The organism is Frankia canadensis (assembly GCF_900197875.1).
GTDB lineage: Bacteria > Actinomycetota > Actinomycetes > Frankiales > Frankiaceae > Frankia > Frankia canadensis.
This window is the reverse complement of sequence record NZ_FZMO01000556.1, coordinates 1-25102: the sequence shown is the minus strand read 5'-3', so window position 1 is coordinate 25102 and position 25102 is coordinate 1. Positions and strand designations below refer to the sequence as shown.

Below are 25102 nucleotides of genomic sequence, written 5' to 3'. Positions count from 1 at the left end.
CGACGCGCACTGCCTGATCCCGCGGGCGCAACACCGGCCGTGCCGCCCGACCAGGGGACGAGGTCGGGCGGCACGGCCGGTGGTGCGACCGCGGGATCAGGCAGTGCGCGTCGTGGTGTCGGCGGACGTGCTGGTCGTCGACGCCTTGGGGGCGGTCAGGTCGTAGAGGGTGACGCCGTCGACGGTCTTCGCGGTGAAGTTCGCCTCGACCCAGCTCGCGATGCTGCTGGAGTCGCTGCTGCCGCCGTTCTGTCGGCCGAAGCCACGGCCGCCGATGAAGTAGTGGACCTTCTTCTCGCTGACGTACTGCTTGAACTGGGCGAGCGTCGGCGACGGGTCGCTGCCGTTGAAGCCGCCGATCGGCATCACCGGCTCACGGGTGGCGAGCTGGTAACCGGCGGCGCTGTTCGAGCCGACCGCCGCGGCCACCCAGGTGTAGGACGACGCGTTCTCCTTGAACAGCTTGACGATCGCGTCACTCGGCGTCGCCGCGTCCAGCAGGCCGCCCATGCCGCCGCCGCGCGTGCCGGTCTGGCCGCCGGCGCCCTGCTGGCCAGTGCCCGTGCCGCCCTGGCCGGTGCCGCCGGGGAAGCCTTGGCCGCGGGGAAGCCCTGGCCGCCGGGGAAGCCCCGGCCGGGGAAGCCCAGGCCGCCGCCGGTTGCGCCGGGGAACTGGCCGCCCGCCTGGTTCTGGCCCTGGCCGGTGCCCTGCCGAGCGCCATTCGGCATCTGGCCGCCCAGGCCGGGGAAGCCGCCGTTGCCGCGGCGCATGAAGCCGCCCGGGCCACCGAAGCCGACGCCGCCCGCGGGCCCCGCCGAGGGGATCGAGCCGGTGTGCGGGGTGCCGGCGGTCGCCACCGCGTAGGCGCCGGGGCCGAGCAGGCCGGAGATGAGCGCCACCGCGGCGACGCCGAGCGCGGCGCGCCGCGGCAGCCGGACGCCGGCGAGGAAGCCGAGCGCGGCGACGATGCCGGTGACCAGCACGGCGTAGCGGATCCACGGGTGCCAGTCGGGGGCGCGGTTGAGCAGCGTGTACGACCAGGCGGTCGTCACGCCGATGGTGACCGCGCCGGCCAGCGCGGCGGCAGGGTGGCGACGTTCCCGCCAGAGCAGGACCGCGCCCATCCCGACGAGGGCGCCGATCGCGGGGGCGAGGGCGACCGTGTAGTAGGCGTGGAAGATGCCCTTCATCTGGCTGAAGATGATCCCGGTGATGAGCAGCCAGCCGCCCCACAGCGCGAACGCCGCCCGCAGCCGGTCGGTGCGCGGCCGCCGCCAGGTGATCCACAGGCCGGCGACCATCAGGATCAGCGCGGCCGGCAGCAGCCAGGCGATCTGACCGCCGACCTCGTCGCCGAACATCCTGGTCCAGCCGGTGGATCCCCACATGCCGCCGCCGCGACCGCCAGGTCCGCCGCCGCCCGGCCCGCCCTGGCCTATGAAGTTCATGGCACCGCCGCCGGTGCCGTTCGGTACCCCGGTCGTGCCACCGGCCGCACCCGCCGCGCCCATGCCGGCTCCGGCGCCGATACCTCCGCCGGTGCCCGTGCCGCCGCCGGTCAGGCCGCCCGTCACGCCGTTCTGCAACGCCCGCCCGAAGCCGCCGCGCCCGCCGCCTCCGCCGCCGACGCTGCCCGTCTCGTTGCCGGTGAGCCGGCCGAGGCCGTTATAGCCGAGGGTGAGTTCCAGCAGGCTGTTGTGCTGCGACCCGCCGATGTACGGCCGTGATGACGCCGGCACCAGTTCGACGATCGCGACGAACAGCCCGGCGGGGATGAGCAGCCCGAGGCCGCCGGCGAGCGTCTGGCGTACCCGTCGCCAGAACGTCGTCGGCGCGCACGCCAGATACACCAGCGCGAACACCGGCACGACCAGCAGCGCCTGCAGCAGCTTCGTCAGGAACGCGAAGCTGACGAACACGCCCGCCAGCACCATCCACGTCGTGCTCGCCGACTCGATCGCCCGCAGCGTCGCGTAGGCGCCGGCGACGAGCAGCAGCACCAGCAGCGCGTCCGGGTTGTCGAACCGGAACATCAGCGCCGCCACCGGGGTCAGCGCCAGCACCGCGCCGGCGATCAGGCCGGCGGGGGCGGACAGCACCCGGCGCACCGTCGCGAACAGCAGCGCCACCGAGCCGACGCCCATGAGCGCCTCGGGGACGAGCAGGCTCCACGAGTTCAACCCGAAGATCCGCGCCGAGAGCGCCATCACCCACAGCGACGCGGGCGGCTTGTCCACGGTGATCGAGTTGCCGGCGTCTGAGGAGCCGTAGAAGAACGCCTTCCAGCTCACCGAGCCGGCCTGCACCGCCGCCGCGTAGAAGGCGTTCGACCAGCCGGAGGCGCTGAGGTCCCACAGGTACAGCACCGCGGTGCCGATGAGCAGCACCGCGAGCGCCGGGTGCACCCACCGGGGGTCGGCGGCCCGCCCGGTGGCGCGAGGTTCGCCGGGCGGCGCGTCGGTCGCGGCCGGCCCGGCCTCGGTGGGTGCGTCGTGGGCGTCGTGGGCGTCGTGGGCGGGTGGCGGAGCGGGATCAGTCCTGGACCACGGCATCCTGCGGCGCTGCCCGTCGGCGCGACGACCCCCGGTGTGCGGCACCGGGTCGGTGAGAATGGGCGACATGAGGATTACCCTCGGCCGTTGACCTTTCGTCTCCTTGTGCTCCACCTGTGCGCTGCCTGTGAAGGTCGACAGCTACGCCGCCTCCTCGGTCAGACGCCCGCGCCGAACGCTCCCGCGGCATCGGATGGCTGCCCCGCCGATGACGCGCCGGCGGTGAGAGCCGGTGCGTCAGACGACGAGGTGGGCGCGGCCCCATAGGGGATGGCGCGGGGAAGGCGGACGGTGAAGGCGGTGCGGCCGGGACGGCTGGTGGCCTCGACTCGGCCGTGATGGGCCTCGACGACGGCGGCGACGATCGCGAGACCAAGGCCGGTGCTGCCGGCGGCGCGGGACCGGGAGCTGTCGCCGCGGGCGAACCGCTCGAAGACCTGGGGAAGCAGGTCGGGGGCGATGCCCGGGCCGTCGTCCACGATGGCGATGACGGCCTCGGTGTCCGTCACGGCGAGGCTGGCGGTGACCTGGGTGCCCGGCGGGGTGTGCGAGCGGGCGTTGGCCAGCAGGTTCGCGAGGATCTGGTGCAGCCGGGCCGCGTCGCCGGTGACGGTGACGGGCTCCTCCGGCAGGTCGAGGGCGAACCGGTGGTCCGGCGCGGCGACGTGCGCGTCGCTGACGGCATGGACGATCAACCGGGAGACGTCGACCGCCTCGTGTTCCAGCGGCCGTCCGGAATCGAGCCGGGCGAGCAGCAGCAGGTCGGAGACCAGCGCCGTCATCCGCGCGCTCTCCGACTCGACGCGACTCATCGCGTAGGTGACGTCCGCCGGGACGGGTTCGTGGGTGCGGCGGGTGAGCTCCGCGTAGCCGCTGATCGCGGCGAGCGGGGTGCGCAGCTCGTGGCTGACGTCGGCGAGGAACTGCCGCATCCGCGTCTCGCTGGCGTGCCGGGCGGCGAGGGCGTTGTCGATGTGCCCGAGCATCCGGTTGAGCGCCGCGCCGACCTGGCCCACCTCGGTGCGTGGATCCGTGTCGACCTCCGGCACCCGGACGGACAGTGCCACCTCGCCGCGGTCCAGCGGCATCTCCGCCACTCGGCCCGCGGTCGTCGCGACCCGGCGCAACGGGCGCAGCGTGACCCGGACGATCGCCGTCCCCGCGATCGCCGCCGCGGCCACTCCCGCCAGCGCCACGATGCCGCCGATCACCGCCATCTTGGTCAGTGTGGCGTTGACCTGCTTCATCGGCAGCCCGGTGACCAGCGTGAGGCCGTTCTCTGTGGTGACGGCGACCAGGCGGTACTCGTCGGCGCCGACGCTGCGGGTGTACTTGGCGCCGTCGAGGGGGACGCCGGCGATCGTGGCGGCCTGACCGACGGTGAGGGCCTTGGCGCCGTCGAGGGACTCGAGGACCTTGCCATAGGTGCCCGTGTCGTCGATGACGGCCGCCAGCGTGCCCGGCTCCATCGGCCCGGTGAAGAACCGGTCGACGACCTCGGATTCGCTGACCCCGTAGAGGGTTCCGACGGAGACCGCGGGCGTCGCGTTGGTCCGGGAGGTCGGCTGCACGCTCCCCGACGACCCCGAGTCCGCGCCTGACCCCGGGTCCACGTCTGATCGCCGTCCTGAACCGACGCCTGAGCCGGAGCCCGCGCCTGACCCGTATCCGTAGCCGTATCCATAACCCGTCCCGGGATCAGGTCCACCGCCGGGAGCGCCGGGGCCGATCTCGGGCGGTGCCTGGCCGGGAAGGTAGTCGCCGAACGCTCGGGTGACGCGCTGCCACCGCATCCCCGCGTTATCGAGCTTGCGGTCGAGTTGGTTGACCAGGACGCCGCGCAGCGCCACCGCGGTGACGAACACGATCGCTAGCGACACCGTCGCCAGCAGCACCGTGAGCAGGGCGATCAGCCTTGTCCGCAACGACCACCGGGACGGCGCCAACTGCCGGCCCGATGATCCGCCGCCCGCCCGCCGCCCGCGGCCGGACCTACCGGACCCACCGGACCCACCGGACGTGTCGGCGGTCCCGGCGCGCGCCGCGTCAACGGGGTGGGCGGCGGCCAAGGAGATCAGCCTCCTGTTGCCGAGGCGGTTGAGGCGGCGTCACGGCGCGGACCGGCGACCGGCTGGCGAGGCTCGGCGGGCCGCAGCACGTAGCCGGCGCCGCGCATCGTGTGGATCATCGGTGGACGGCCGACGTCGATCTTCTTGCGCAGGTAGGAGACGTACAGCTCGACCACGTTCGCCTGACCGCCGAAGTCGTAGTTCCACACCCGGTCGAGTATCTGTGCCTTACTGAGGACGCGGCGAGGGTTGCGCATGAAGAAGCGCAGCAGCTCGAACTCGGTCGCGGTGAGGTGGATCGCCACGCCGTCCCGTTCGACCTCACGGCTCTCCTCGTCCATCGTCAGGTCACCGACGACGAGCCGGGCCCCGTTCGCCGTCTCCGCGCTGCGCGCCGCCCGCCGCATCAGCCCGCGCAGCCGCGCGACCAGTTCCTCCAGGCTGAACGGCTTGGTGACGTAGTCGTCACCCCCCGCGGTCAGTCCGGCGACGCGATCCTCGACGGCGTCACGGGCGGTGAGGAACAGCACGGGCACGTTCGGACTCTCCGCCCGCAGCCGCCGCAGCACCTCCAGCCCGTCCATGTCGGGCAGCATGATGTCGAGCACGACCGCGTCCGGCCGGAACTCGCGGGCGAGCCGCAGCGCGGTGCGGCCATCGCCGGCGCTGCGCACCTCCCACCCCTCGTAGCGCAGCGCCATGGAGAGCAGCTCCGCCAGCGTCATCTCGTCGTCCACCACGAGTACCCGCACCGGTTGCATGCAGGACAGCCTCCCCCACATCCCCTAGCCGCTGCCTGAGCCCCAGCTGTGAACTTCCTGTGAGCGTGGCGTGTGAGGTGTCCGACCTGGCTGTACGCTAACCACAGCAGTGCATCCGACCGGTCCTTAGCCTCGGGCTTTCACCGGGGTGATCGTCTGTTGGGGTTCTGGGAATAGGAAAGTGCTCCTGGCCTGGGAGGATCGGGCTTACTGAGGGCCTGAATCCCGCCGAACCGAGGAGCACCTTCGCGGTGAAGACTACCGCTGTGTACCCGTCTGTCCGCGTGGATGTCGCTGGGCGTGGAGTCGTGTCGCACGCGGGCGGGTTCCTGCTGGCCGAGACGGTCCGGGCCAGCGGGCTCGGGCAGGCGCTGTCGGCGGCGTTGGCGCCGTGGCGGCCGGGTCGGGCGGTGCACGATCCGGGCACGGTGCTGTGCGATCTGGCGCTGTCGCTGGCGTTGGGTGGGGACTGTCTCGCGGACGTGTCGCTGCTACGGGCGGAACCAGCCGTGTTCGGACCGGTGGCGTCGGACCCGACCGTGTCCCGCACCGTCGACCGGCTCGCCGGCGACGCCGAGAAGGCGCTGAAAGCGATCGACACCGCCCGGGCGGCGGCTCGGGCCCGGGTGTGGGAGCTGGCCGGCGCGCACGCCCCGCACGCCGGGGTATCCGCCGACGATCCGCTGACCATCGATCTGGACGCCACCCTGGTCACCGCTCATTCGGAGAAGGAGAACGCCGACCGGGCCTGGAAGAAGGGGTTCGGGTTCCACCCGCAGTGGGCGTTCGCCGATCACGGCCCGGACGGTTCAGGTGAGCCGCTGGCAGTGCTGCTACGACCCGGCAACGCCGGGGCGAACACCGCCGCCGACCACATCACCGTGGCCACCGCAGCTCTCCCGCAACTACCTCGGCGGCTGCGCCGGAGCCGGTCGGTACTGATCCGGACCGACAGCGGCGGTGGCACGCACGCGTTCCTGGACTGGCTGCACCGCCGCCGGCTGGGCTACTCGGTCGGGTTCACCCTGCCCGACACCGCGGCCGACCTGATCGCGAAGGTTCCTCCCGAGGCGTGGACACCTGCCTACAACGCGGACGGGCAGCCCCGCGACGGCGCGTGGGTCGCCGACCTGACCGGGCTGCTGGACCTGTCCGGCTGGCCGGCAGGCATGCGGGTCCTCGTGCGCAAGGAACGCCCGCATCCGGGCGCCCAGCTCCGGATCGTCGACCCGGACGGGAACCGCTGCACCGCGTTCGCGACCAACACCCACCGCGGCCAGCTCGCGGACCTGGAACTGCGTCACCGCCGCCGGGCCCGCTGCGAGGACCGGATCCGCACCGCGAAGGACACCGGCCTTGCGAACCTGCCCCCGCACGACTTCACCCAGAACAGGGTCTGGTGCGCCGTCGTCTCCCTCGCACTCGACCTGCTCGCCTGGACCCAGATGCTCGCCCTGGCTGGTCACCCCGCCCGCCGCTGGGAACCGAAACGCCTACGGCACAGGCTGTTCACCATCGCCGGACGGCTCGCCCGCCACGCACGACACACCGTGCTCCACCTGCCCGAGCACCATCGGTGGCCAGCACTGGCCGTTCAAGCCCTGACCACCCCGCGCGCGCTACCCGACCCCGGATAGCCACCCGGCCGCCCTTGCCCCGACAACCTCGCACCATCCCCGGCCGTGAACCGGCGCCCCAGCCCACGCGACAGCGGGCCACCCCGCACACCCCGACGGCACAACTCACCATCAAAAACGGGGCGGGACAACCGACAAACCGACCCAACCACCTGGCGAAAGATCGAGGTTAGCTGTCGTCGTCGGGTGACTCGACGTCAGGGATGATCTCGGCGTCGGAGGGGATCGGCTCTTGTGAGTAATCACGTTGAGACGGGCCGGGGTGCCATACCGCGTCATCCTTTAGCGACTTCCGCCACCATCCTGTGGCGCTCCGGTACACGACGTCATCCTCCTCTCTGTAGAGAATCGCGTAGCCAGGTAGGGCGGTGGCTTGCCATCCCGCAGGGAGCGCCTGAATGACCTCTTCGATCACCGATCGGAAGGTCGTGGCCGTAGACGGGATGGTGACGTATGAGGATTTCATGATTGACTTCCCCTTGTTGCCAGTGTCATACCGGAAGTTGAACGGGAGCATTTTCTTCAACGTCGCAAGCGTCGTCGAGACGGACGTCCGGGTGTTCAGGAGTAGGGCGGGGATGTCCAGATTGATGGGGTAGTCGGCGTCGAAGTGATTGATCTTCACCAGGCTGTGATCGCGCCTGCGGCCCGGATCTTTGTTGCCGAACCCGTTATTGTTCCACGGTACGTCTCCGGCGGAGGTGTACCGGGCGATGAGCATGCGCTCGGGCGCGATGGAATCCATGTCCTTGTCGACGTACACGCAGACGAATCCCATCCGGTCGAGCGACAGCTTGGAGCGGCCGGAGATCTTCTTGAGGTGCTGCGAGAGTCTCTCGGGTAGCGCCTTCGCGGTCTTGCCCACGTAGACCCGGCTGTCGTCAAGGAAGAGGACGTAGACGCCCGGCCGGTCTTGGAGTTGGTTGAGATTCTCCGACTTGAGTGGGCAAGGCTCCAGTGGGTCCAAGGCCTCGGCGAGCTGGTCCGCCAGCGCCTTGGTGATGCTCAGCTTGAACTCGGCGACCGAACCCAGCGTCATTCGGACCCCTCCTCGATGTCGTGCGGTCTGGGTCGTGCCGATCATCCCAGAGGCCGGACTGGAGCTGTCTCAAGAGCCCCGCCTGCACCAGTCGCAGGCGCCACCCCCCTTTCAAGATCCACAACTCCGCGGTATGCTTTGTGTATGGTGATCCCTGAGAGCTCGCAGGTCACGCCCAAGGGGAGGACAAGCGTCGAGCTGTTCGCCGGTGGCGGGGGACTCGCCATGGCGGTCAAAGAGGCGGGCTTTCGTCCGCTGCTTCTCAACGAGTTCGCGACGCGCGCCTGTGAGACGCTGGTGGAGAACATGGCCGTCCGACACGAAATGGACGGCGAGCGACCGCCACCCATCCCGGTCGAGGGAGAGCGGCCGCCCTTGGTGGTCGGTGACGTGGCCAAGGTCGAGTTCGACTATCTCCGGGGCGTGGTCGACCTCCTTGCTGGAGGGCCGCCGTGCCAGCCGTTCAGCTTGGGCGGCGTCGCCAGAGGCGACGAGGACCGACGCAACGGCTTCCCAGAGATGTTTCGAGCCATCCGCGAGATGCAGCCCAAGGCCGTGATCTGCGAAAACGTCCGGGGACTGCTGCGTCCGTCCTTCATGCCGTACTTCGACTACATCAAGCGGGAACTAGCGTTGCCGTTCGTGAGGCGCGCGGATGGCGGCTCCTGGCATGATCACGACGACGTCCTGCGGCGCATGCTTGCGGCCGTGTCCGGTGATCCTCATGAGCGGTATGACGTCGAGCACTTCCCCGTGAACGCCGCGGACTACGGTGTTCCGCAGATCCGCCAACGTGTGATCATCGTTGCGTTCCGTCGAGACGTCGGTGTCGATCGCTCCCGCTTCCGAGAGCTGGTGTGGCCTAGGTACTCGGAGGCGAGCCTTCACAAGGCGATACTCGATGGTTCATACTGGGAGCGGCATCGCCGCGTTTCTGAGAGTGTCAGGAGAAGGGTCATGGCCCGGATCTCGTCTCGACCGGCCGGACTGCCGGTCGGGGATGAGCCGCTGCCTTGGCGTACTCTGCGGGACGCGCTCGAGGGCATCGACGGACAGTGCCCCTTGCCGCGCACCGTGAAGCTCGATCGGGTGGATCACTACAAAAACGTGATCAATGATCACATCGGATGGCCTAACGCCCGGATCTATCCAGGTCACACCCCTAACGAGCTCGACCGGCCGGCCAAGACCGTCAAAGCCGGGGTCCATGGCGTCCCCGGCGGGGAGTCGGTCTTGTTGTTGGACGATACGTCACACCGCTACATGACGGTTCGCGAGACCGCCCGGGTCATGACGTTCCCCGATCACTGGAAGCTGGCTGGGCCACGCGGGGAGCAGATGCGCCAGCTTGGTAACGCCGTTCCCGTCAAACTTGGTCAAGTCTTCGCCGAAGCCGTCGCGTCCGTGCTTGATGAGGCCGAGCGAAAGTGACCAGCCGGCTCTCCATGGAGTCCGGATCTTGGAAGCAGGACTCGCCGCCCGCTCGCGCGTGGAAGGGCAGGTCCGGCCTCGATCGCGCAGCGCGTACGGCCGAACAAGACCGAGCCGCTGGCGGCCATGACCGGCGCCTCGTCGACCTCGGCGACGGCCGAACTGCCAGGGCGTCGGTTGAGCTGAAGGTATTTTCCAAGACCCGCCGTATCCGCGCGTACCTGCGATGGTCAGACCGCGGGCGGACACGTGTCCGATATCTCGGCGAGGTATCGGAGAACACAAGGACGCGAAACCTCGCATCAGCATGGTGTACGGCGATCGATCGAGAACTCGTCATCCCCCTCGACGCCGCGCCCAGCTCTTGGGCGAGTTCACCGGCGGTACGGGCCGTGATGAAAGCCAATCGAAGCAGAGATACCAAACCCGAGCTCGCACTACGAGCCGCTGTTCGCGGGCTCGGTCTCCGCTACCGCGTCGACGTCGCGCCTGTTATGGGCCTCCGCCGCCGCGCGGATCTAGCGTTTCCCGGTGCCAAGGTAGCCGTCTTCTCCGATGGCTGCTACTGGCATGGATGCCCAGAGCATTATCGACCCGCCCGTCGGAACAGCGACTTCTGGTCGGCGAAGATCAGCGGGAACCGCGAACGTGACCGTGACACTGACGCGGAGCTTGCCGCCGCCGGCTGGCTGGTCATCCGAATCTGGGAGCACGAGGACCCGGTGGAGGCAGCCAGCCGCATCGCGAATGTCATAACCGAACGGAGGGCTTCTGGGCCTGCAGGTGGCATGAAGTCGAAACCGGAAGAGGCGGGCGCCGATACGCCAAGAACGTAGCGCGCGCGTATCCGTACAGGTCAGCCCGCGTGGCCGGCGCACGAGCTGGCCCATCCCAACTCCCGGTCAACTTCGTCCACCGCGGGATCGCCCATGTCGCGCCCTGCCGTGCACGTCCGCCCGTTCCGCTCTGGGTCTGCCAGTCGCGAGCCGCCGACAACGGCTGTTGGCGAGACATGGGTTGCCCATCAAATCTAGCTACGATCGATGCCTACCCCACAGTATCCCAAGTAACCATCACGGCGGGGCCATATATATGATCGTCGCCGACGTCGCCCGGATCTTCCTCTCCCCGCCACGTCTTCGTCAAAGTGGTGATGCACTATCATTCTCGCAACAGCTTGCCGACTGGGGGCGCTCGGCACGTGAGCGTCGGGCGCCTTCGCCGCGAATACCGCGGCCGTCGCGATGGCCCCGACCCGCCAGGAGGCGTCCGCCAGAGTGAAGATCACGCCCTCCGCCCGCGTGCTGAGCATGCTGGGTGAGATTGATTTCGACGAGTGGCAGTGTGTGGCTGAACTTGTCGACAACCCCTTCGATGACTTCCTCGACATCATCCGCTCGGGGACGGAGTGGCCGGACGGCTTTAAGGTCAGAGTGGTCCTCCCTTCTTCTCCGAACGGGATTATAGAGATCCGTGATACCGGGCAGGGCATGTCGTACGAGCGGCTGGCGCGCGCTGTACGAGCTGGCTGGTCCGGGAACGACATGCACGACAAGCTTGGCCTGTTCGGCATGGGTTTCAACATCTCGACCGCCCGTCTTGGCCGGCGCACCCGCGTCCTCACGACCCGTGCGGGCGACACGGAGTGGATCGGCGTCGAGATTGACCTTGACCAGATCAAGGACGATTTTGAGGCGACGGACATCGCCGAGCCGAAGGACAATCCATCTCTGCATGGCACGAAGATCATAGTCGATCGCCTACACAGGACACGGGCTGACTGGCTGCGCCGAAACGGCGCCTCGCTCCGGAGCACCCTCGGATCAGTGTACTCCTGGATCCTTACCGAGCACCCTTTCGAACTGTATGTGGGTGGGAACCGCGTCAAGCCGATTCGCCACTGTCACTGGGGTGATGACCGCTATGTTCTCTACAATGGCAAGGAGCGGATTCCCGCCTACATCCCGATCAACGAGAAGCTTCAGGACGGGATCGCCTGCCGGGACTGCGGAGATTGGCAGATCGGTTCTGGTGAGGTCTGCTCAGTCTGCGGTAGTGGCAACTTGAGTGTGCGTGAGCGTCGGATCCACGGCTGGCTCGGTGTCCAACGCTACCTCGACAAGACTGAGTACGGAATCGACTTCCTGCGCAACGGCCGGAAGATTCGGCGCTGGGATAAGCAGCTCTTCACCTGGAATAACCCGGACGGTGTGGCAGGAAACGAAGAGCCTGAATATCCGGTCGAGCTCGCCCATCAGGGCGGCCGTCTCATAGGCGAGATTCATCTCGACCATGTCCCTGTCACCTATCAGAAGGACGCCTTTGAATACGGGGACCGCAGCTGGCTCGCAGCCGTGGAACTGCTGCGTGGCGTCGGCCCGCTCCACCCCCAGCGTGCCAGCAAGCTCGGCTACGAGGAGAATACGAGTCCGCTAGCTCACCTCTTCAAGGGATTCCGCCGCAACGACGCGGGCCTGCGCTACTTGGTCCCCGGAGACGGCCAAAGGCCGATCCACGTGGATACCCGGGATTGGGGCCGGAAGTTTCGTGCGGGCGCCCCGGAGTTTCAGACCGACGAGCGCTGGTGGCAGGCGATCCTGCGGCACGAAGAGATTAAGAAGCGGGGCAGCGAGATTAAGACGGCGGACAGCGTGCCGGCCCAGGCTGACGAGCAGGCGGTCCTAGACGCTCTCGGATCAGCGGCCGGTGGCTCCGCCCCTGGTGCCGCTCAGCCTCGGGTGGAGTTTGAGACCGTATTTCCCGCGCAAAAGGAGACCGAGACGCGTGGTGAACGCCTCGCCCGATACGAGGGTGCGGCGTCTGTGCACACCTATCTGAGCCGATCTTACGGGCATCCTGATCTTGGCTACGTCAAGGTGCGGGCCCTGCTCTTGGAGCCTCGCGAGAGGCTTCTCGACGACAACGGACTTCCTGTCCCAGTCCTCCTTGACCAACGGTCCGGCAATGAGTTCACCGCCCTCGTCGATCCTGAGCACGACGTCTTTCGACGCTTTGGCTCGGACTACGCCGACCTCCTCCTGATTGAGCTGGCGGCCATCCTAAAAGTTCGCGCGCGGTCCGATTGGAGCCTATCCCAGCTCGTAGCCGAGATTCGAGCCGAGTCCCTGCGGGATGGGGCACTTGACGGCACCAATGTCGGCGCGGAGGCCCGTGACCTCCTCGCGGAGATCAGGGCGCGCTTGGCCGAGGTCCTCGACCGGACCGGCGGCCACGCCTCGGCCTACGATCATCTCTCCGAGGAAGAGAGGATCTCGACTGAGAAGGCGATGATCGCCGCAGGACGTGTCGATCTCGTGAGCCGCCTCGGCCTGGACTGCGGATTCGTCCATCACTCTCCCGCACTGGCCTTGGTCCGGCTCGTCGAGGTGATGCCGGCATCCTTCTTGGACGGCGCCGTTTTCCGTGGTCCATATGCCGGGGTGTCCTCCCCGTCAGGGAAGGCCCTGAGCCTGACCCGGGTTACGGGCTACCTCGCTGACGTCGCGACGCTCGGCACCTTCGCCGGAGAGGCGACCGCGCCGCAGTTGCGGCGCGCGCGCCTGAGCATCGCCCTTCTGCGTGACGAACTCGCGGGCCAGGAGTGAACGCCGCCTTCCTGACCGCCGCCGAACTACGCGAGGGTGGCCCAGAGGGGTTGACCAAGGCGCTCGAACGGACTCTATGGCACCTGGGCTTTCAGGACGTGCGTGTCATCGACGGCGCTCACGATCAGGGAGCTGATCTGCTCGCGGTCCGCCACCGCGAGCAATGGGTCTTCCAGAGTAAGTGGAAGGCGCACGGCCCGGCCGATCACGCAGGCGTTGACGACCTCGAGCGTGCCCGCACCCACTACCGCGCCGACAAGGCTGTCCTGGTCACCAATACGAACATCACCGCACCGGCCGAGGCCCGACGCCGGGCACTGGCGCGAGTCGGTATCGACATCACCCTGTGGCACGGGGCCACCCTCGAAGGCATCGGCCAGAGGATGCCTGACCGCGTGCCGACTCCATACCTTCTGAGACCGTACCAAGAACGGGCTGTGGCCGCGATCGAGCGTGACCTGGCCACGGAGGGGACCGCGCTGCTGGTCTTGGCTACGGGGTTGGGGAAGACGGTCATAGGCGGCGAGGTGATTCGCCATCGGCTCGCCTCACGTCCGGACGCACGCGTCTTGGTCGTCGCGCACATGCGCGATCTGGTCGGCCAGTTAGAAAAGGCACTGTGGCGGCACCTTCCGAAGAGTATTAATACCCATCTCCTTACCGGCGAGAATACGCCCCGGGAACTCGATGGCGTTGTCATCGCGACCGTCGAATCAGCGCTGTCCATTGCGCGCGCGGGCTATGAGCCTGACCTCGTCATGATCGACGAGACCCATCATGTGGCCGAGACCGGGAGATTTGCTGAACTCCTTGATCTGTGTGCGACTGCGGGGCGATTCGGAGTCACGGCCACCCCGTGGCGTGGCGACAAGTTCGACATCACTACCCGCTTCGGCCACCCCAGTTTTAAGATGGGAATCGCCGAGGGTATGGCGGCGGGCTATCTGTCGGCAGTCGACTACAAGATGTACGCCGATGGTGTCGACTGGGACGCTGTCCAGGACATCAGCCGTCATGGCTATTCGATCAAGGACCTGAATCGTCGCCTGTTCCTGCCTCAACGTGACGAGGAGATCGTCGAACACTTTCGGATTGCGTGGCGGGAGACCACTGAGCCTCGGGCCATCGTGTTTTGTCAGACGATTGAGCATGCCGAGCATATGGCTGGGCTCCTGGCGATCTCGGATCCCGCATGGGTCAACGCTGCCTACCTGCATAGTGGTCTCCCGAAGCGGGATCGTGATATCGTTCTCAACCAGTTCCGCCTCGGCCGCGTACCGGTGGTTACGTGCGTTGATGTGTTCAACGAGGGTGTCGACGTACCCGACGTGAACCTGATCGCCTTCTTGCGTGTGACCCACAGCCGAAGGATTTTTGTGCAGCAGCTCGGGCGAGGACTGCGCCTAAGTCCAGGCAAGAAGGCTCTGAAGGTCCTCGACTTCGTGACCGACATCCGCCGAGCCGCCGCAGTACTCAATCTGCGCCGGACGCTACAGGCAGAGGAGACCGAGCACCTGGAACTCCCGTACGTCTCCCGGATCGAGTTTCAGGATGAGACGGTCGGAACTCTGATGGATATGTGGATCAAGGATGCCGCCGACCTTGAGACCGCAGCGGACGAGGTCCGCCTTCAATTCCCTCTGCCGAGAGGAGTCCTGTGACTGACTATAAGATTCCGCGCGACCTTGAGAAGGACGTTGTCACGCGTATCTACACCAAAGCGGACGAGGCCCAATGGCGGCACCTTCAGGATGCCGAGCGTACCCGTCTATACCAGGAGTGGACGGAGGATCCTGAGATTGGCGGGCGCCTTCTCGGTTTCGTCGGGCAGCAATCCAACATCCGACCGTGGCTGAAGGACTGCCCGATGAAGGAGTATGAGCGGGCGCGGCGCGGGGAGGGAAAGTACGCCAAGTACGTGATGCGGCCGGCCGCGACGCTCGAGCAGATGGTCGCGGCAACCGCCGGCCGTGGCTGGGAAATCATCTCGGGGACTATCCAGCAGAAGCCGATGCGCGCCAGGATCCGCGAGGTCGGGACCGAGACCGAGGAGCGGCACTTCGTGGCTGGCCCAGTGGCGAATCTCAAGCACCTCTTGTGGCCCGCGATCCTTGATCTGTCCAACGGTGGGATTTGGCCATGGACGATCTGTGTTGTCGACCCATTCCGCGCTCCGGTGCCGCCTGAGAGAAGGGAAGAGCACCGACGTGTGGCCAATTTCCTCGGAGTGCAGGTCGTCTATTTCGAGGAGATGTAGGCGCCGGGATGGATGACGCAGATTAGATCGTTGGACGTCGTGGCCGGGAACGTGGGGTTTGCGGCGCTGCTGACGAGCGTGAGCGCGGGCCATCGTCGCGGGTTGGTTCGAGGTCATGCCGCCGGAATGGTTCGGGGCGGCGCTCGGGTTGCGCCGCGGAGCGCGTAAGAGATCGTTTCACAATAATCGGTCAACTTCGGCGTGCCATACCGGGATCATCCGAGCTGGGCGGGTAGATTTCCCGTGTCATGCGCGATGAGGTGCTGACGGAGGAGCTGTGGAGCCGGCTGGCCCCCCGCTGCTGCCGCAGCGTCGGCGGCGGTTGCGCTATCCGGGCAGGCTGCCGGTGGATGATCGGGCGACGTTGGAAGGCATCCTGTGGGTGCTGCGCAACGACGTGCGGTGGCGACGGCTGCCGACCGGCCTGTTCGGGGTGTCGGGCGTGACCTGCTGGCGGCGGCTACGCGACTGGACCGAGGCCGGGGTCTGGCAGCGTCTGCACGAGACGCTGCTGGCCGAGTGCAATGCCGCCGGACGGCTCGACCCACACCGGGCGCTGGTTGACTCGTCGCACATCCACGCGTTACATGCGGGGGCCCAGACAGGTCCGAGCCCCGTCAACCGAGGCCACCCCGGCAGCAAACACCATGTGATCACCGACGCGACCGGAGTACCGCTGGCCGCCGTCGTGGCCGGCGGGAACCGTCACCCAGCTCATCCCCCTGATCGAGGCCATCCCACCGATCCGCGGCCGTCGTGGCCAGCCACGGCGCCGCCCCCGCTACCTGCTCGCCGACCGGGCCTACGACCACCACAGCCACCGACGCCAGCTCAGCCTCCGCCAGATCACCCCGATCATCGCCCGCTGCGGGCATCCTCACGGCTCCGGTCTGGGCACCCAGCGCTGGCCCGTGGAACGCACCATCGGCTGGCTGCACCAGTTCCGCCGGCTACGCACCCGCTGGGAACAGCGCGCCGACCTCCACCAGGCATTCCTCACCCTCGCCTGCTCGATCATCTGCCTACGGAAACTCCAAGGATCATTCTGAAACCAGGTCTAAGTGGCGGCGGAAGGTGGCTTGCTGATGGGACTCGGCGTGGCAAAATCGGTGGGCCCACTCCGAGCTGCGGCTGACGTTGGGCCCCAACGGGCACTGGACTGGCCGCATGGCGCGGGGACGCGATGCCGCTGTCGCTGTTGGATGCCGAGCGTCCATGCCGGCCGTCCGACTGCTGGTTTCGATGGCTGCTCGGCGACCGTCGCGGCGGTGGCCATCCGCCCGTCGTCGTCCCGCCTTGCGGCAGCGCCCCGTCCTCCTGCCTCCGCCGCCACGCGGGACCGGGTCGCGGGAATCCTCTCGCTGAAGGTCCGCCAGCTCCCCGATGCCCTCTTCCGCTCCATCACCTCGGACCAGGGCTCCGAAATGGCCGACCACGCCCGGTTCACCGTCGCCACCGGCATCCCCGTGTACTTCGCCGACCCGTATTCCCCATGGCAGCGCGGGAGTAACGAGAACACCAACGGGCTGCTCCGCCAGTACTTCCCGAAAGACACCGATCTGTCCGAGCACGCACAGAGAGAACTCGACCGCGTCGCCGACCTCCTCAACCAACGGCCGCGTCAGACACTGGACTGGGACACCCGCCGAGAAGCTCAACAAACTGCTACTATTGTATATCGGTTGATGCACTGACGGGTTGAGGTCGCCGAGTACAGCGAACCGGTCGTACGGGACCCGGGGGAGCATCCTCCCAGTGGCCGGGCACCGCACGGTCGGCGGCCTCGGCGGGCCTCTCGGAGATGCCGACCATGCCGGCGATCCTGGCCTGCCTCGGCCGTGTCGACCCCTACGGCCGACGCTCGACGCGACCCGAGCGCAACGCGAGCTTCAGCTGTGTACGCAGCTCGCTGCGGGCCTGCACGAACAGCGTCTGATAGATCGTCTCGTGCGACCCGCGCATCTCCGGGTCGTGCGGGAACTCCGTCGCCAGCCTGTTCGCCACCTGCTGCGGAGAATAGTCGGCCGCCAGGCGCTCGGCGACCGCGTCATGCAGCCGCCGGTCCCTTTCCAGCTTGAACAGCTTCGGCCGGCGACGCTTCTCCTCAGCCCGCCGCTGCGCGTCCGCCGCCCGATAGTCCGCGTCACCCCCGTTCCGCGCCACCTCACGGCTGATCACCGACTGGCTACGACCCAACTGCTTCCCGATCGCCCGATGCGACAACTCCTCCGCCAGCCCCCTGGAGATCGACTCCCGATCCTCCAAAGTCAACTCAACGCCCCGCACCCAGCCCTCCGATCAGCAGATCACCCTTCTACCAGGACTGATGCATTGATCAGCTGAGACCGCCCTCTCCATCACCGTTTGCCTCGACGACGAGTGTGCGCGTGTTGGTCAGGGTTGCCCGCCGGGCGAGGGTCCTGGCACGGACGGTAACGACCGCCCTGCGTCAACGGGCGGCGTGAGCGGGAGGTCGGTCGGTATGACCTAGCGCTCTATGCATTCATGCGACGATCGGATCCACTATGGTAGTCGTGTGCCTCCTGCCCGCAAGCGGACTCGTGCCGCTGTCCCTGCTCCGAAGCCGTTCAATCCACTAGAAAAGAGTGCGCTGGCGCGCTCAATGGAATCGGAACTACTCTCGCGAGATAAGGTTCCGATAGGCGCGGTTCCAGAATTTCTGGGAACCGGAATATATGTGATCTACTACGATGGCGATAATCCTATATATGAACAGATAGCCGATACCGGCGTCCCAATCTATGTTGGCAAGGCGGTTCCAAAAGGCTCGCGGAAGGGTCTTTCGGATGAGTCTGTTGTGGCAAAAGAGCTTTGGGGGAGGGTAATTGAACATCGAGAATCTCTAGAGTACGCAGAGGATCTCTCGGTTGAGCATTTCAAGGTGCGCTATCTTGTCGCGGAAGAAATATTTATTCCGCTTGCCGAGAGGTTGATGATACGGACTTTCCGTCCGGTATGGAATCAGGTCGTTGACGGGTTTGGGAATCATGTCCCGGGTTCGGGGAGGTATGATGGTCGGCCATCTTTCTGGGACATCCTTCACCCTGGTCGCCCTTGGGTTTTGAAGCTGACGGGTACGCCAAAGTTTACACGGTCGGAAGTTCGGGCATTGGTATTAGCGCATTTCGCAAATGTTTTGCTAATATCATCTGATGCGGTAATCCTTCCTCCGTTGGGTTTTGGCGATAATGATTAGTTGTTAGCGGAGTGTGCCCGTTCCCGTCTGTACCCTGAACCGATTTCTCGAGTTCCGAGTGACGTGTGCCTCTCGCTTGGTAGTGGATCACTGGTGGCGTGCAGGCTGGAAAGTAATTGGTGGCGCGGGTGACGGGATGATGGTTTCTATGTCGAAGCTAGGTCAGGTCGTTGTCGTTCGGGTTGGCGGCCGAGCATTCCGGACGAGTCGTGGCAGACGAGAGTGGGCGGAGTGGGTGGCGTGGCAATTGGAAGACGCGGGCTATCGAGTACTGATTCAGGCCTGGGATTTTGTTCCTGGCTCTGACTGGATGCTAGGGATGCAGCAGGGAGTCTCTCACCCGCGCAGAATGATCGCCCTTCTTTCCGATTCTTATCTGCGATCTGTGTATGGTCGGCAGGAATGGCGGGCGGTTCTCGCTGCCGATGCTGATGGGTTTTCGCGGAAGCTACTTCCGGTGCGTATTGAAGATTGCGAACGGCCTGGAATGTTGCGCACCGTAGTCGACTTTGATATTTACGATTTGGCTCCAGAAGCTACTCGGGACCATCTTCTTCGCCAGGTAGGTCACAGTTTGAGCGGTAGGGTCAAGCTCACTACGGCGCCAGAATTCCCAGTACGCCACCGTTCGACGCCGCCTATTGCGGAGCCCGCTTTCCCGCCGCCCGCAGATTCAAACTGACCACCCGAAATATCCTCCCAGATATCGCGAGTCGTTGCAGCCTCGGTAGCTTCGCCAGGGGTCCCCTTGTCTCGCGGTCACGCCGGACCCCTCTTACCGGTGGGGATGCCTTGCCCGCGCCGATCGATGCCGGCCCGGACGAGGCAAACCATCCGGCTGTGGGATTAGAGTCGGGCTCGTGGTCGTGCGGGTTGTGCTGGCTGAGGACAATGCGTTGTTGCGGCAGGGGCTGGCGGCCATGATCGGGCGGGCCGACGGGGTCGAGTTGGTGGAGACGGCTACGGATCTGGGCTCGTTGGAGGCGGCGGTCGAGCGGGTCGGGCCGGATGTGGTGGTCACGGACATCCGGATGCCGCCGTCGCGGACGGATGAGGGCATTCGGGTGGCGGCCTGGCTGCGGCGGGAGCGGCCTGAGGTCGGGGTGGTGGTGCTCAGCCAGCATGCCGAGGCGTCGTACGCGATCGCGCTGCTCGACGGAGGTGCGGCCGGGCGGGCGTATCTGCTCAAGGAGCGGGTCGCCGGGGTGGATGACCTGGTGCGGGCGATCCGGGCGGTGGCGGCGGGGGAGTCGGTGATCGACCCGGCGGTGGTCGAGGGTCTGGTCGCGGCGGGGAGTCGGCGTAGTGGCAGTGCGCTGGATCGGCTCACCCCGCGGGAGCGTGAGGTGCTGGGGCAGATGGCGCAGGGGTGGAGCAACGCCGCCATCGCCGCGAGCCTTGTGCTGTCCGAACGGGCGGTGGAGAAGCACAGCAACGCGATCTTCTCGAAGCTCGGGCTGACGGACGAGCCGGATCTCAACCGGCGGGTCAAAGCGGTCCTGATGTTCCTGCACGACGGTGGGCAGTGAAGGCGGGTAGTGACGATGGGAGGGTGGCCACACCCCCGCAGTGAGGTGGTCGCACCCTGGGCCGCGCGGACGGGTGGGGACAGACTCGGCTCATGTCCGAGGTGCGAGTGCTGGTCGTCGACGATCAGCGGCCGTTCCGGCTTGCGGCGGCGGCCGTGGTGCGTCGCACCGCGGGATTCGTGCTCGTCGGAGAGGCGGCGTCTGGTGCGGAGGCGGTCGCTGCGGCCGGGGAGCTTGCGCCGGATCTTGTCCTGATGGACGTCAACCTGCCGGGAGAGCTGGACGGGGTGGGTGCCGCGGCGCGGATCGTGGCGAGGGACCCGGCCGCCGTCATCGTCCTGTGTTCGACCTACGACCGTGCTGACCTGCCGTCCTCCGTCGCCGCCAGTGGGTGTCCGTACCTTCACAAGGCCGATCTCGGCTCCGCGGAGCTGCGCGGCCTCTGGCACCGATTCGGCCTGCCGTCAGCCTGACCTCACTCCTCACTCCTCGCGTCCCGGGGCGAGGGTGTGGAGACGGACATCGGCGCGTCGGGCGACCAGGGCGAGCAGGGCGCTGGCGGCCAGCGCGGCGATGGGGAGGATGGTGAGCGTCCCGGCCGGGAAGGCCGGATCGGTCGCGATGCCGGTGGCGGTGGCGATCTCCCACCAGACGAGTCTGCCGACGCCGAGGCCGAGCGGGATGCCGAGCAGCACGGCGAGGAACGCCAGCGCGCAGGACATCGTCACCGCGACGGCGGCGGTCTGGACGCAGGAGAAGCCCAGGGCACGCAGGATCGTGAACTCCTCGCGGCGGTCGCGGCCGGCGGCGAGCACCACGTGGGCGACGGCGGCCAGCGCGAGCATCGCCAGCGCCGCCCCGAGCAGGTGCGGCAGACGTCCGATGCCGGCGAGGTTCGCGACCTCGGCGGGTGGCGCGCGCAGGCCGAGCTCCAGATCGCCGAGCGAGGCGGCCGCCGCCCGCGTCGATACTCCGGACGCCACCGCGACAAGGGCGCTGCGCCAGGGGCTGGTGCGGGCGAGGTCGGTGAACCCTGCGGCCGGCAGCAGCACGCTGTCACCGAGCCGGTCGTCGCCGAGGACAGGTCCGATCCCGGTGCCTACGACGGTCAGCCGGTGTGGCTCGCCGCTCCTGGCAGCCACGATGACGACGTCTCCGACACCGAGCCCGAGGTCATCGGCGGTTCGGAGGCCGAGCGCGATCTCACCGGCGCGGCGTGGTTCGTGGCCGGCGAGCATCGTCCATCCGATGCGGTTCGCCGCGGCGCGCTTCGGCGCGGCCGGGCCGGTGGCTGGGGCATCGAAGCTGTAGGCGGTGAGCTCGCGGCACGTGCCGCCAGCACGAGCCGCGGCCGACGCCGACGCCGACGCCGACGCCAACGCCGTCGCTGGAGTCGGAGTCGGAGTCGACGCTGACGCCGAACTCGGAGTCGCATCCGGAGCGGAAGCGGCAGTCGGAGCGGAAGCGGCAGTCGGGGCGGAAGCGGCGGCGTGGCGTGGTTCGGTGCGGGGCGTGCCGCAGTCCTGGCCGGCGAGGACCGTCGACTGGGCGAGGACGCGTACCTCGGCGACGTGCGGATCGGCGCGCAGCCGTGCCTCCACCTCGGGGTGGACGTCGACGACCTGCAGGTCGGCTCCGCGCCAGCCGTAGCGTTCCGGGTTGGCGACCAGCTGGTCGATTCCGCCCGCGATCGTGGTCGCGGCGACCAGGCCGGTGACCGCCAGCGCGGCCCCGGCGAGGGCGGGCCGGCGAGCGCCCCGTCCGCTCGGTGAGGCTGACGTGGCCGGAGTGCCTGGCAGCGAGCCGGCCGGGCCCAGAGCGAACACGACGCCCACCCACAGCCAGACCGGGCACCTGCTGGCCAACGCACGCACCGGCCTGCGGGTGGCTGTGCGGGGAACGGAGACGTCGAACGACGCCGCCCCCACCCGCGGACGGCGCGCCGACGCGGCGCCGCTGTCGGCGACGGAACCGGCCGCGCTGGCGGCGCCGGCTGCGGCGACAGGATCCGCGGCACTGGCGGCACCCGTGGCACCCGTGGCACCCGCGGGGTTGGCGGCCGAGGATGGGCTGTCGAACCCGTGGCGGCTGGCGCGGGTGGCGGTCGCCGCCGTGAGGATCAGGGTGGCGGCGGTCGCGGCCAGGCCGGTGATGGCACTCGCGGCGAGGCTCGGTGCGTAGCCGGGATGCGGCTCCAGGGAGGCGAGGGCACCCAGCGGTTCCAGCAGACCGCCGATCGCGGGGCCCGCCGCGCCGAGCAGCCCGGCGAGCAGCGCCGCGGGGCCGGCGGCGAGCACCCGGGCGGCGACCCGGCCAACTCCCGGCAGGCCCAGCACCTCCTCGACGTGCTGGTCGTGCGCGGTCGCCGCGTGATGGCGGGCGAAAGCCTGACCGGCGACGACCAGCCCGGCCAGCCCGACCACCACGGCGAATACCAGCAGACCGGCGACGAGCACCTGCCGACTCGCCGCGACCCGTGTGTCCGGCTCGGTGGCGGGCCGGTGCACCAGCAGTGGCGGGAACTCGTCGGCGCCCAGCTCCGGCGGAAGGGACGCGGCCACGGCAGCCAGAGCCTGGTCCACCGCGGCGAACGGCGGCGACTCCCGCAGCCACATCCGCACGCTCAGCCCGACCGGACGCACCCGGGTGGTGGCCCCCGCCGACAGCCACAGCGGGGTCTGGGTGGCACCCGGCCCCGCCATTCGGGTCAGGCCAGTCACGGTGAGGGTTACCAGCGGGCCGTGTGGGATGCCGATACCGGTGTCGAAACGCAGGTAGTCCGCACGGGTGAGCATCCGCAGCGTCAGCCGGTCACCGGGACGGACGCCGAGCGCCGCGGCGGTGCGCTCGTGCAGCACCGCCTCGTCAGGTGCGGTGGCGACAACCGGCCGGCCGCGGATGACCACCGGCGCGTGGGCCGGCGCTGAACCGGGCGGCGTCGGGGTCAACGTCGAGGTGGACGGCAATCCCGAAGCCGAGCTGCCGGTGAGACCTGCTATGGGTGCGGGCCCGAGAGCGCCGAGGTAGATGACGCCACGACCGTCCGCGGCGTGGCCCTCCACCCGGCCGACCATCGCCTGGAGCGTCGACGACACGACGACGCCGGGCACGGCGGCGAGCACCCGGCCGGCCAGGGCCGAATCGGGGGCGAACGAGACCTGCAGGTCCGCCAGCGACGAGGCCCGTTCCAGCCGGGCCGGCGCGGTCGCCGTGCGCCGCAGCAGGCCGGCGGTGCCCCCGACCAGGCCGGCGACGACACCGGTGAGGACGCCGAGGACGAGCAGCGCACCGAGACGGCGGCGCAGCTCCACCCGCGCCACCAGCGTGACCGCGGCTATCGGTACCGCGCCTCGCGGTTCCCGGCCAGGCCTCGTCCCGCCTGTCGGGTGTCCGCGACGTGGGAACGCCATCACCGAGGCACCGAGGGGAGTGGGACGAGCCCACGCACCACCACACCGCCACCGCCACCGCCACCGCCAGCGGCACGGGCACCGGCACCGGCACCGGCACCGGCACCGCCATCGGCGTCGGCGTCGGCGTCGGGTGTGGCCAGGTCGCGGGGTTCCCAGTGCAGCGAGCCGCCGATCGCGCCGATGCGGTCGCGCATGTTGGTGATGCCGTGGCCCTCGCGGGCCAGGTCGGGATCGAGCCCGACGCCGTCGTCGGCGACGCCGAACTGCAGCGCGTCGGGCCGTTCGGCGAGCGTCACCACCACCTGGACGGCCCGGTCAGTGCCCGCGGCGGCGTGCTTGGCCGCGTTCTGCAGCGCCTCCAGGCAGCAGAAGTACACCGCCGCCTCGATCTCCGGCGAGTAACGGCCGATCCCGGCTGCCCGCACGGTGACGCCGACGGGTGAACGCTGCCCGGCGGCGCGCAGTGCCTCGGCGAGGCCGGCGGAGCGCAGCAGCGGCGGGTAGATGCCGTGCGCCAGGTCCCGGACCTCGCCGATCGTCTCGGTGATCTGCTCGCCGAGGGCGCCGAGCAGCTCGACGGCGGCGTCGGTGTCCTCGGCGACGAGGTCGCGCACGAGCCGGATCCCCACGGCGAGGGAGACGAGATACTGCTGGGCACCGTCGTGCAGGTCGCGTTCGATCCGGCGCCGCTCGGCGTCGGCGGCGGCGACCAGCCGGGCCCGGGAGACGCGCAGCTCGTCGTTGGCCTGGCGCAGCTCGTCGAGGGCGTCGCGCAGGCCGGCGTCGAGCTCGTGGTTGTGCAGCACCGTGCCGAGCCGGGTGCCGAGCTCGGCGAACAGCCGGTCCTCCGCCTCGCTGAACGGCGCCGCGCCAGACGGACGATCGACGACGACCAGACCCAGCACCACGCCGCCCGCCCGCGCTGGCACGATCCGCACCTCGCGGTCGTGCGACGCCCAGCGGCGCGGCTCGTCGAGAGGACGCTCCCCGGCGGCCGGTTCGGCGAGGAGCCGGGGAGTCCACAGGCCGAGCCAGCCGGGGCCGGCCACCCGGGTGCGGGCCAGCGCGTCGAGTTCGGCCGGCAGGAGCGTCAGCGTCGTCGGCGCGGGCGGATGGACGCCGACGGCCGCCGTCAGCCGGCCCTGCGCGCCGGTCCAGATCTCCACCCGGCGCAGGGCGAGCTGCCGGCGCAGCCCGTCGCCGAGATCTGCCAGCGCCGTGGCCAACGGAACACCCCGGCTGGCCTGCTCGCCGAACGTCCGCAGCGCATCGTCCGCGGGCAGGCCGGGACGGCGCAGCGCCCGGTGCACCGCCGCCCGCAGCGCCCGGCGCGCCGGTGCCGCCGCGAGCACCGCCGCCGCCGCGCCGACCAGCAGCGGACCGACCATCCGGGCCGTCTGACCGCGCGGCGTCTGCCCGAGCACCAGCACGGCCACCACCAGAGCGCCGACCGCCAGCAGACCGACGCAGACCAGGTCGGCCCCCGCGAGCAGGATCCACTCCGCGCGCCGCCGCAGCCGCCTCATCCCACTGCCCGCGGCGGGACGGGTGGGCATGGTGCGGGCCGTGACGGGACGGGCCGTGACGGGACG

General features: G+C 68.7%; 17 protein-coding genes and 3 pseudogenes. 12 read left to right on the top strand and 8 right to left on the bottom strand.

The window, feature by feature from the left end; translation table 11 throughout:
- Positions 1-96: 96 nt before the first annotated feature.
- The 4 genes from C1A33_RS37785 to C1A33_RS32225 all read right to left on the bottom strand — a co-directional run bounded on the left by C1A33_RS37785 (position 97) and on the right by C1A33_RS32225 (position 5382).
- Positions 97-429, bottom strand: a complete 333-nt coding sequence (locus tag C1A33_RS37785) for a mannosyltransferase YkcB-related protein (RefSeq protein WP_480014951.1) — start codon at positions 427-429, stop codon at positions 97-99.
- The gene (locus C1A33_RS32235) at positions 366-2621 is read right to left on the bottom strand and encodes an ArnT family glycosyltransferase (RefSeq protein ID WP_341477287.1); all 2256 of its coding nucleotides are present in this window, start codon (positions 2619-2621) and stop codon (positions 366-368) included. The genes C1A33_RS37785 and C1A33_RS32235 overlap by 64 nt, the downstream gene beginning before the upstream one ends.
- Before the next feature lie 89 nt (positions 2622-2710).
- Entirely contained in the window at positions 2711-4477 is a 1767-nt protein-coding gene (locus C1A33_RS32230) for a HAMP domain-containing sensor histidine kinase (RefSeq protein ID WP_341477286.1), read from the bottom strand.
- 149 nt (positions 4478-4626) lie between these two features.
- Positions 4627-5382: a response regulator transcription factor gene (locus tag C1A33_RS32225; RefSeq protein WP_101836248.1), complete on the bottom strand. Its 756-nt coding sequence runs from the start codon at positions 5380-5382 to the stop codon at positions 4627-4629.
- Positions 5383-5633: 251 nt separating this feature from the next.
- On the opposite strand from C1A33_RS32225, the gene C1A33_RS32220 reads away from it, so the two are divergent.
- Entirely contained in the window at positions 5634-7019 is a 1386-nt protein-coding gene (locus C1A33_RS32220; protein WP_243408145.1) for an IS1380 family transposase, read from the top strand.
- Positions 7020-7188: 169 nt separating this feature from the next.
- Here C1A33_RS32220 and C1A33_RS32215 read toward each other — a convergent pair whose 3' ends face one another.
- Positions 7189-8058, bottom strand: coding sequence for a GIY-YIG nuclease family protein (locus C1A33_RS32215; protein ID WP_101836244.1), 870 nt, complete (start codon positions 8056-8058; stop codon positions 7189-7191).
- Positions 8059-8202: 144 nt separating this feature from the next.
- Here C1A33_RS32215 and C1A33_RS32210 point away from each other — a divergent pair, with 144 nt between their 5' ends.
- From C1A33_RS32210 to C1A33_RS35470, 7 genes and pseudogenes are all read left to right on the top strand, one after another.
- On the top strand, positions 8203-9489 hold the full coding sequence (locus C1A33_RS32210) for a DNA cytosine methyltransferase (RefSeq protein WP_101836242.1): 1287 nt from the start codon (positions 8203-8205) through the stop codon (positions 9487-9489).
- A 14-nt stretch (positions 9490-9503) separates the two neighbouring features.
- Complete coding sequence (locus C1A33_RS37655; protein WP_101836255.1) at positions 9504-10325, top strand: very short patch repair endonuclease; 822 nt, start codon at positions 9504-9506, stop codon at positions 10323-10325.
- A gap of 441 nt (positions 10326-10766) precedes the next feature.
- Positions 10767-13094, top strand: a complete 2328-nt coding sequence (locus C1A33_RS32200; RefSeq protein ID WP_101836254.1) for an ATP-binding protein — start codon at positions 10767-10769, stop codon at positions 13092-13094.
- Complete coding sequence (locus tag C1A33_RS32195; protein WP_101836240.1) at positions 13091-14755, top strand: DEAD/DEAH box helicase family protein; 1665 nt, start codon at positions 13091-13093, stop codon at positions 14753-14755. The genes C1A33_RS32200 and C1A33_RS32195 overlap by 4 nt, the downstream gene beginning before the upstream one ends.
- Entirely contained in the window at positions 14752-15351 is a 600-nt protein-coding gene (locus C1A33_RS32190; protein WP_101836239.1) for a hypothetical protein, read from the top strand. Before C1A33_RS32195 ends, C1A33_RS32190 begins: the two co-directional genes overlap by 4 nt.
- Before the next feature lie 248 nt (positions 15352-15599).
- Positions 15600-16400: pseudogene (locus C1A33_RS32185) on the top strand (IS5 family transposase).
- A 318-nt stretch (positions 16401-16718) separates the two neighbouring features.
- Positions 16719-17037 (top strand): annotated as a pseudogene (locus C1A33_RS35470) (IS30 family transposase); the annotation flags it as partial.
- A 162-nt stretch (positions 17038-17199) separates the two neighbouring features.
- On the opposite strand, the gene C1A33_RS32170 reads toward C1A33_RS35470, so the two are convergent.
- Positions 17200-17637 (bottom strand): helix-turn-helix domain-containing protein, encoded by a 438-nt coding sequence (locus C1A33_RS32170; RefSeq protein WP_101836237.1) that lies wholly within the window; start codon positions 17635-17637, stop codon positions 17200-17202.
- Positions 17638-17848: 211 nt separating this feature from the next.
- Between C1A33_RS32170 and C1A33_RS32165 the strand changes: the two genes are divergently transcribed.
- The 4 genes and pseudogenes from C1A33_RS32165 to C1A33_RS32150 all read left to right on the top strand — a co-directional run bounded on the left by C1A33_RS32165 (position 17849) and on the right by C1A33_RS32150 (position 20570).
- The gene (locus tag C1A33_RS32165; RefSeq protein WP_101836235.1) at positions 17849-18568 is read left to right on the top strand and encodes an Eco29kI family restriction endonuclease; all 720 of its coding nucleotides are present in this window, start codon (positions 17849-17851) and stop codon (positions 18566-18568) included.
- A gap of 136 nt (positions 18569-18704) precedes the next feature.
- Positions 18705-19250 (top strand): toll/interleukin-1 receptor domain-containing protein, encoded by a 546-nt coding sequence (locus C1A33_RS32160; protein ID WP_341477285.1) that lies wholly within the window; start codon positions 18705-18707, stop codon positions 19248-19250.
- 178 nt (positions 19251-19428) lie between these two features.
- A pseudogene (locus tag C1A33_RS32155) lies at positions 19429-20141 on the top strand (response regulator transcription factor).
- A 48-nt stretch (positions 20142-20189) separates the two neighbouring features.
- Positions 20190-20570, top strand: a complete 381-nt coding sequence (locus tag C1A33_RS32150; RefSeq protein ID WP_101836229.1) for a response regulator — start codon at positions 20190-20192, stop codon at positions 20568-20570.
- Positions 20571-20579: 9 nt separating this feature from the next.
- Here C1A33_RS32150 and C1A33_RS32145 read toward each other — a convergent pair whose 3' ends face one another.
- Together C1A33_RS32145 and C1A33_RS32135 are read right to left on the bottom strand one after the other, a co-directional pair.
- Positions 20580-23417, bottom strand: coding sequence for an FtsX-like permease family protein (locus C1A33_RS32145; protein ID WP_243408144.1), 2838 nt, complete (start codon positions 23415-23417; stop codon positions 20580-20582).
- A gap of 89 nt (positions 23418-23506) precedes the next feature.
- The coding region (locus C1A33_RS32135; RefSeq protein WP_207770596.1) for a sensor histidine kinase at positions 23507-25102 on the bottom strand (1596 nt) is incomplete at its 5' end.

What these genes read in the sequence shown, in the direction of transcription:
- C1A33_RS32235 (WP_341477287.1), bottom strand. Translation starts at nt 2,621, where the DNA reads ATGTCGCCCATTCTCACCGACCCGGTGCCGCACACCGGGGGTCGTCGC.
- C1A33_RS32165 (WP_101836235.1), top strand. Translation starts at nt 17,849, where the DNA reads ATGCATTCATGCGACGATCGGATCCACTATGGTAGTCGTGTGCCTCCT.
- C1A33_RS32215 (WP_101836244.1), bottom strand. Translation starts at nt 8,058, where the DNA reads ATGACGCTGGGTTCGGTCGCCGAGTTCAAGCTGAGCATCACCAAGGCG.
- C1A33_RS37655 (WP_101836255.1), top strand. Translation starts at nt 9,504, where the DNA reads ATGGAGTCCGGATCTTGGAAGCAGGACTCGCCGCCCGCTCGCGCGTGG.
- C1A33_RS32150 (WP_101836229.1), top strand. Translation starts at nt 20,190, where the DNA reads ATGTCCGAGGTGCGAGTGCTGGTCGTCGACGATCAGCGGCCGTTCCGG.
- C1A33_RS32160 (WP_341477285.1), top strand. Translation starts at nt 18,705, where the DNA reads ATGATGGTTTCTATGTCGAAGCTAGGTCAGGTCGTTGTCGTTCGGGTT.
- C1A33_RS32225 (WP_101836248.1), bottom strand. Translation starts at nt 5,382, where the DNA reads ATGCAACCGGTGCGGGTACTCGTGGTGGACGACGAGATGACGCTGGCG.
- C1A33_RS32210 (WP_101836242.1), top strand. Translation starts at nt 8,203, where the DNA reads ATGGTGATCCCTGAGAGCTCGCAGGTCACGCCCAAGGGGAGGACAAGC.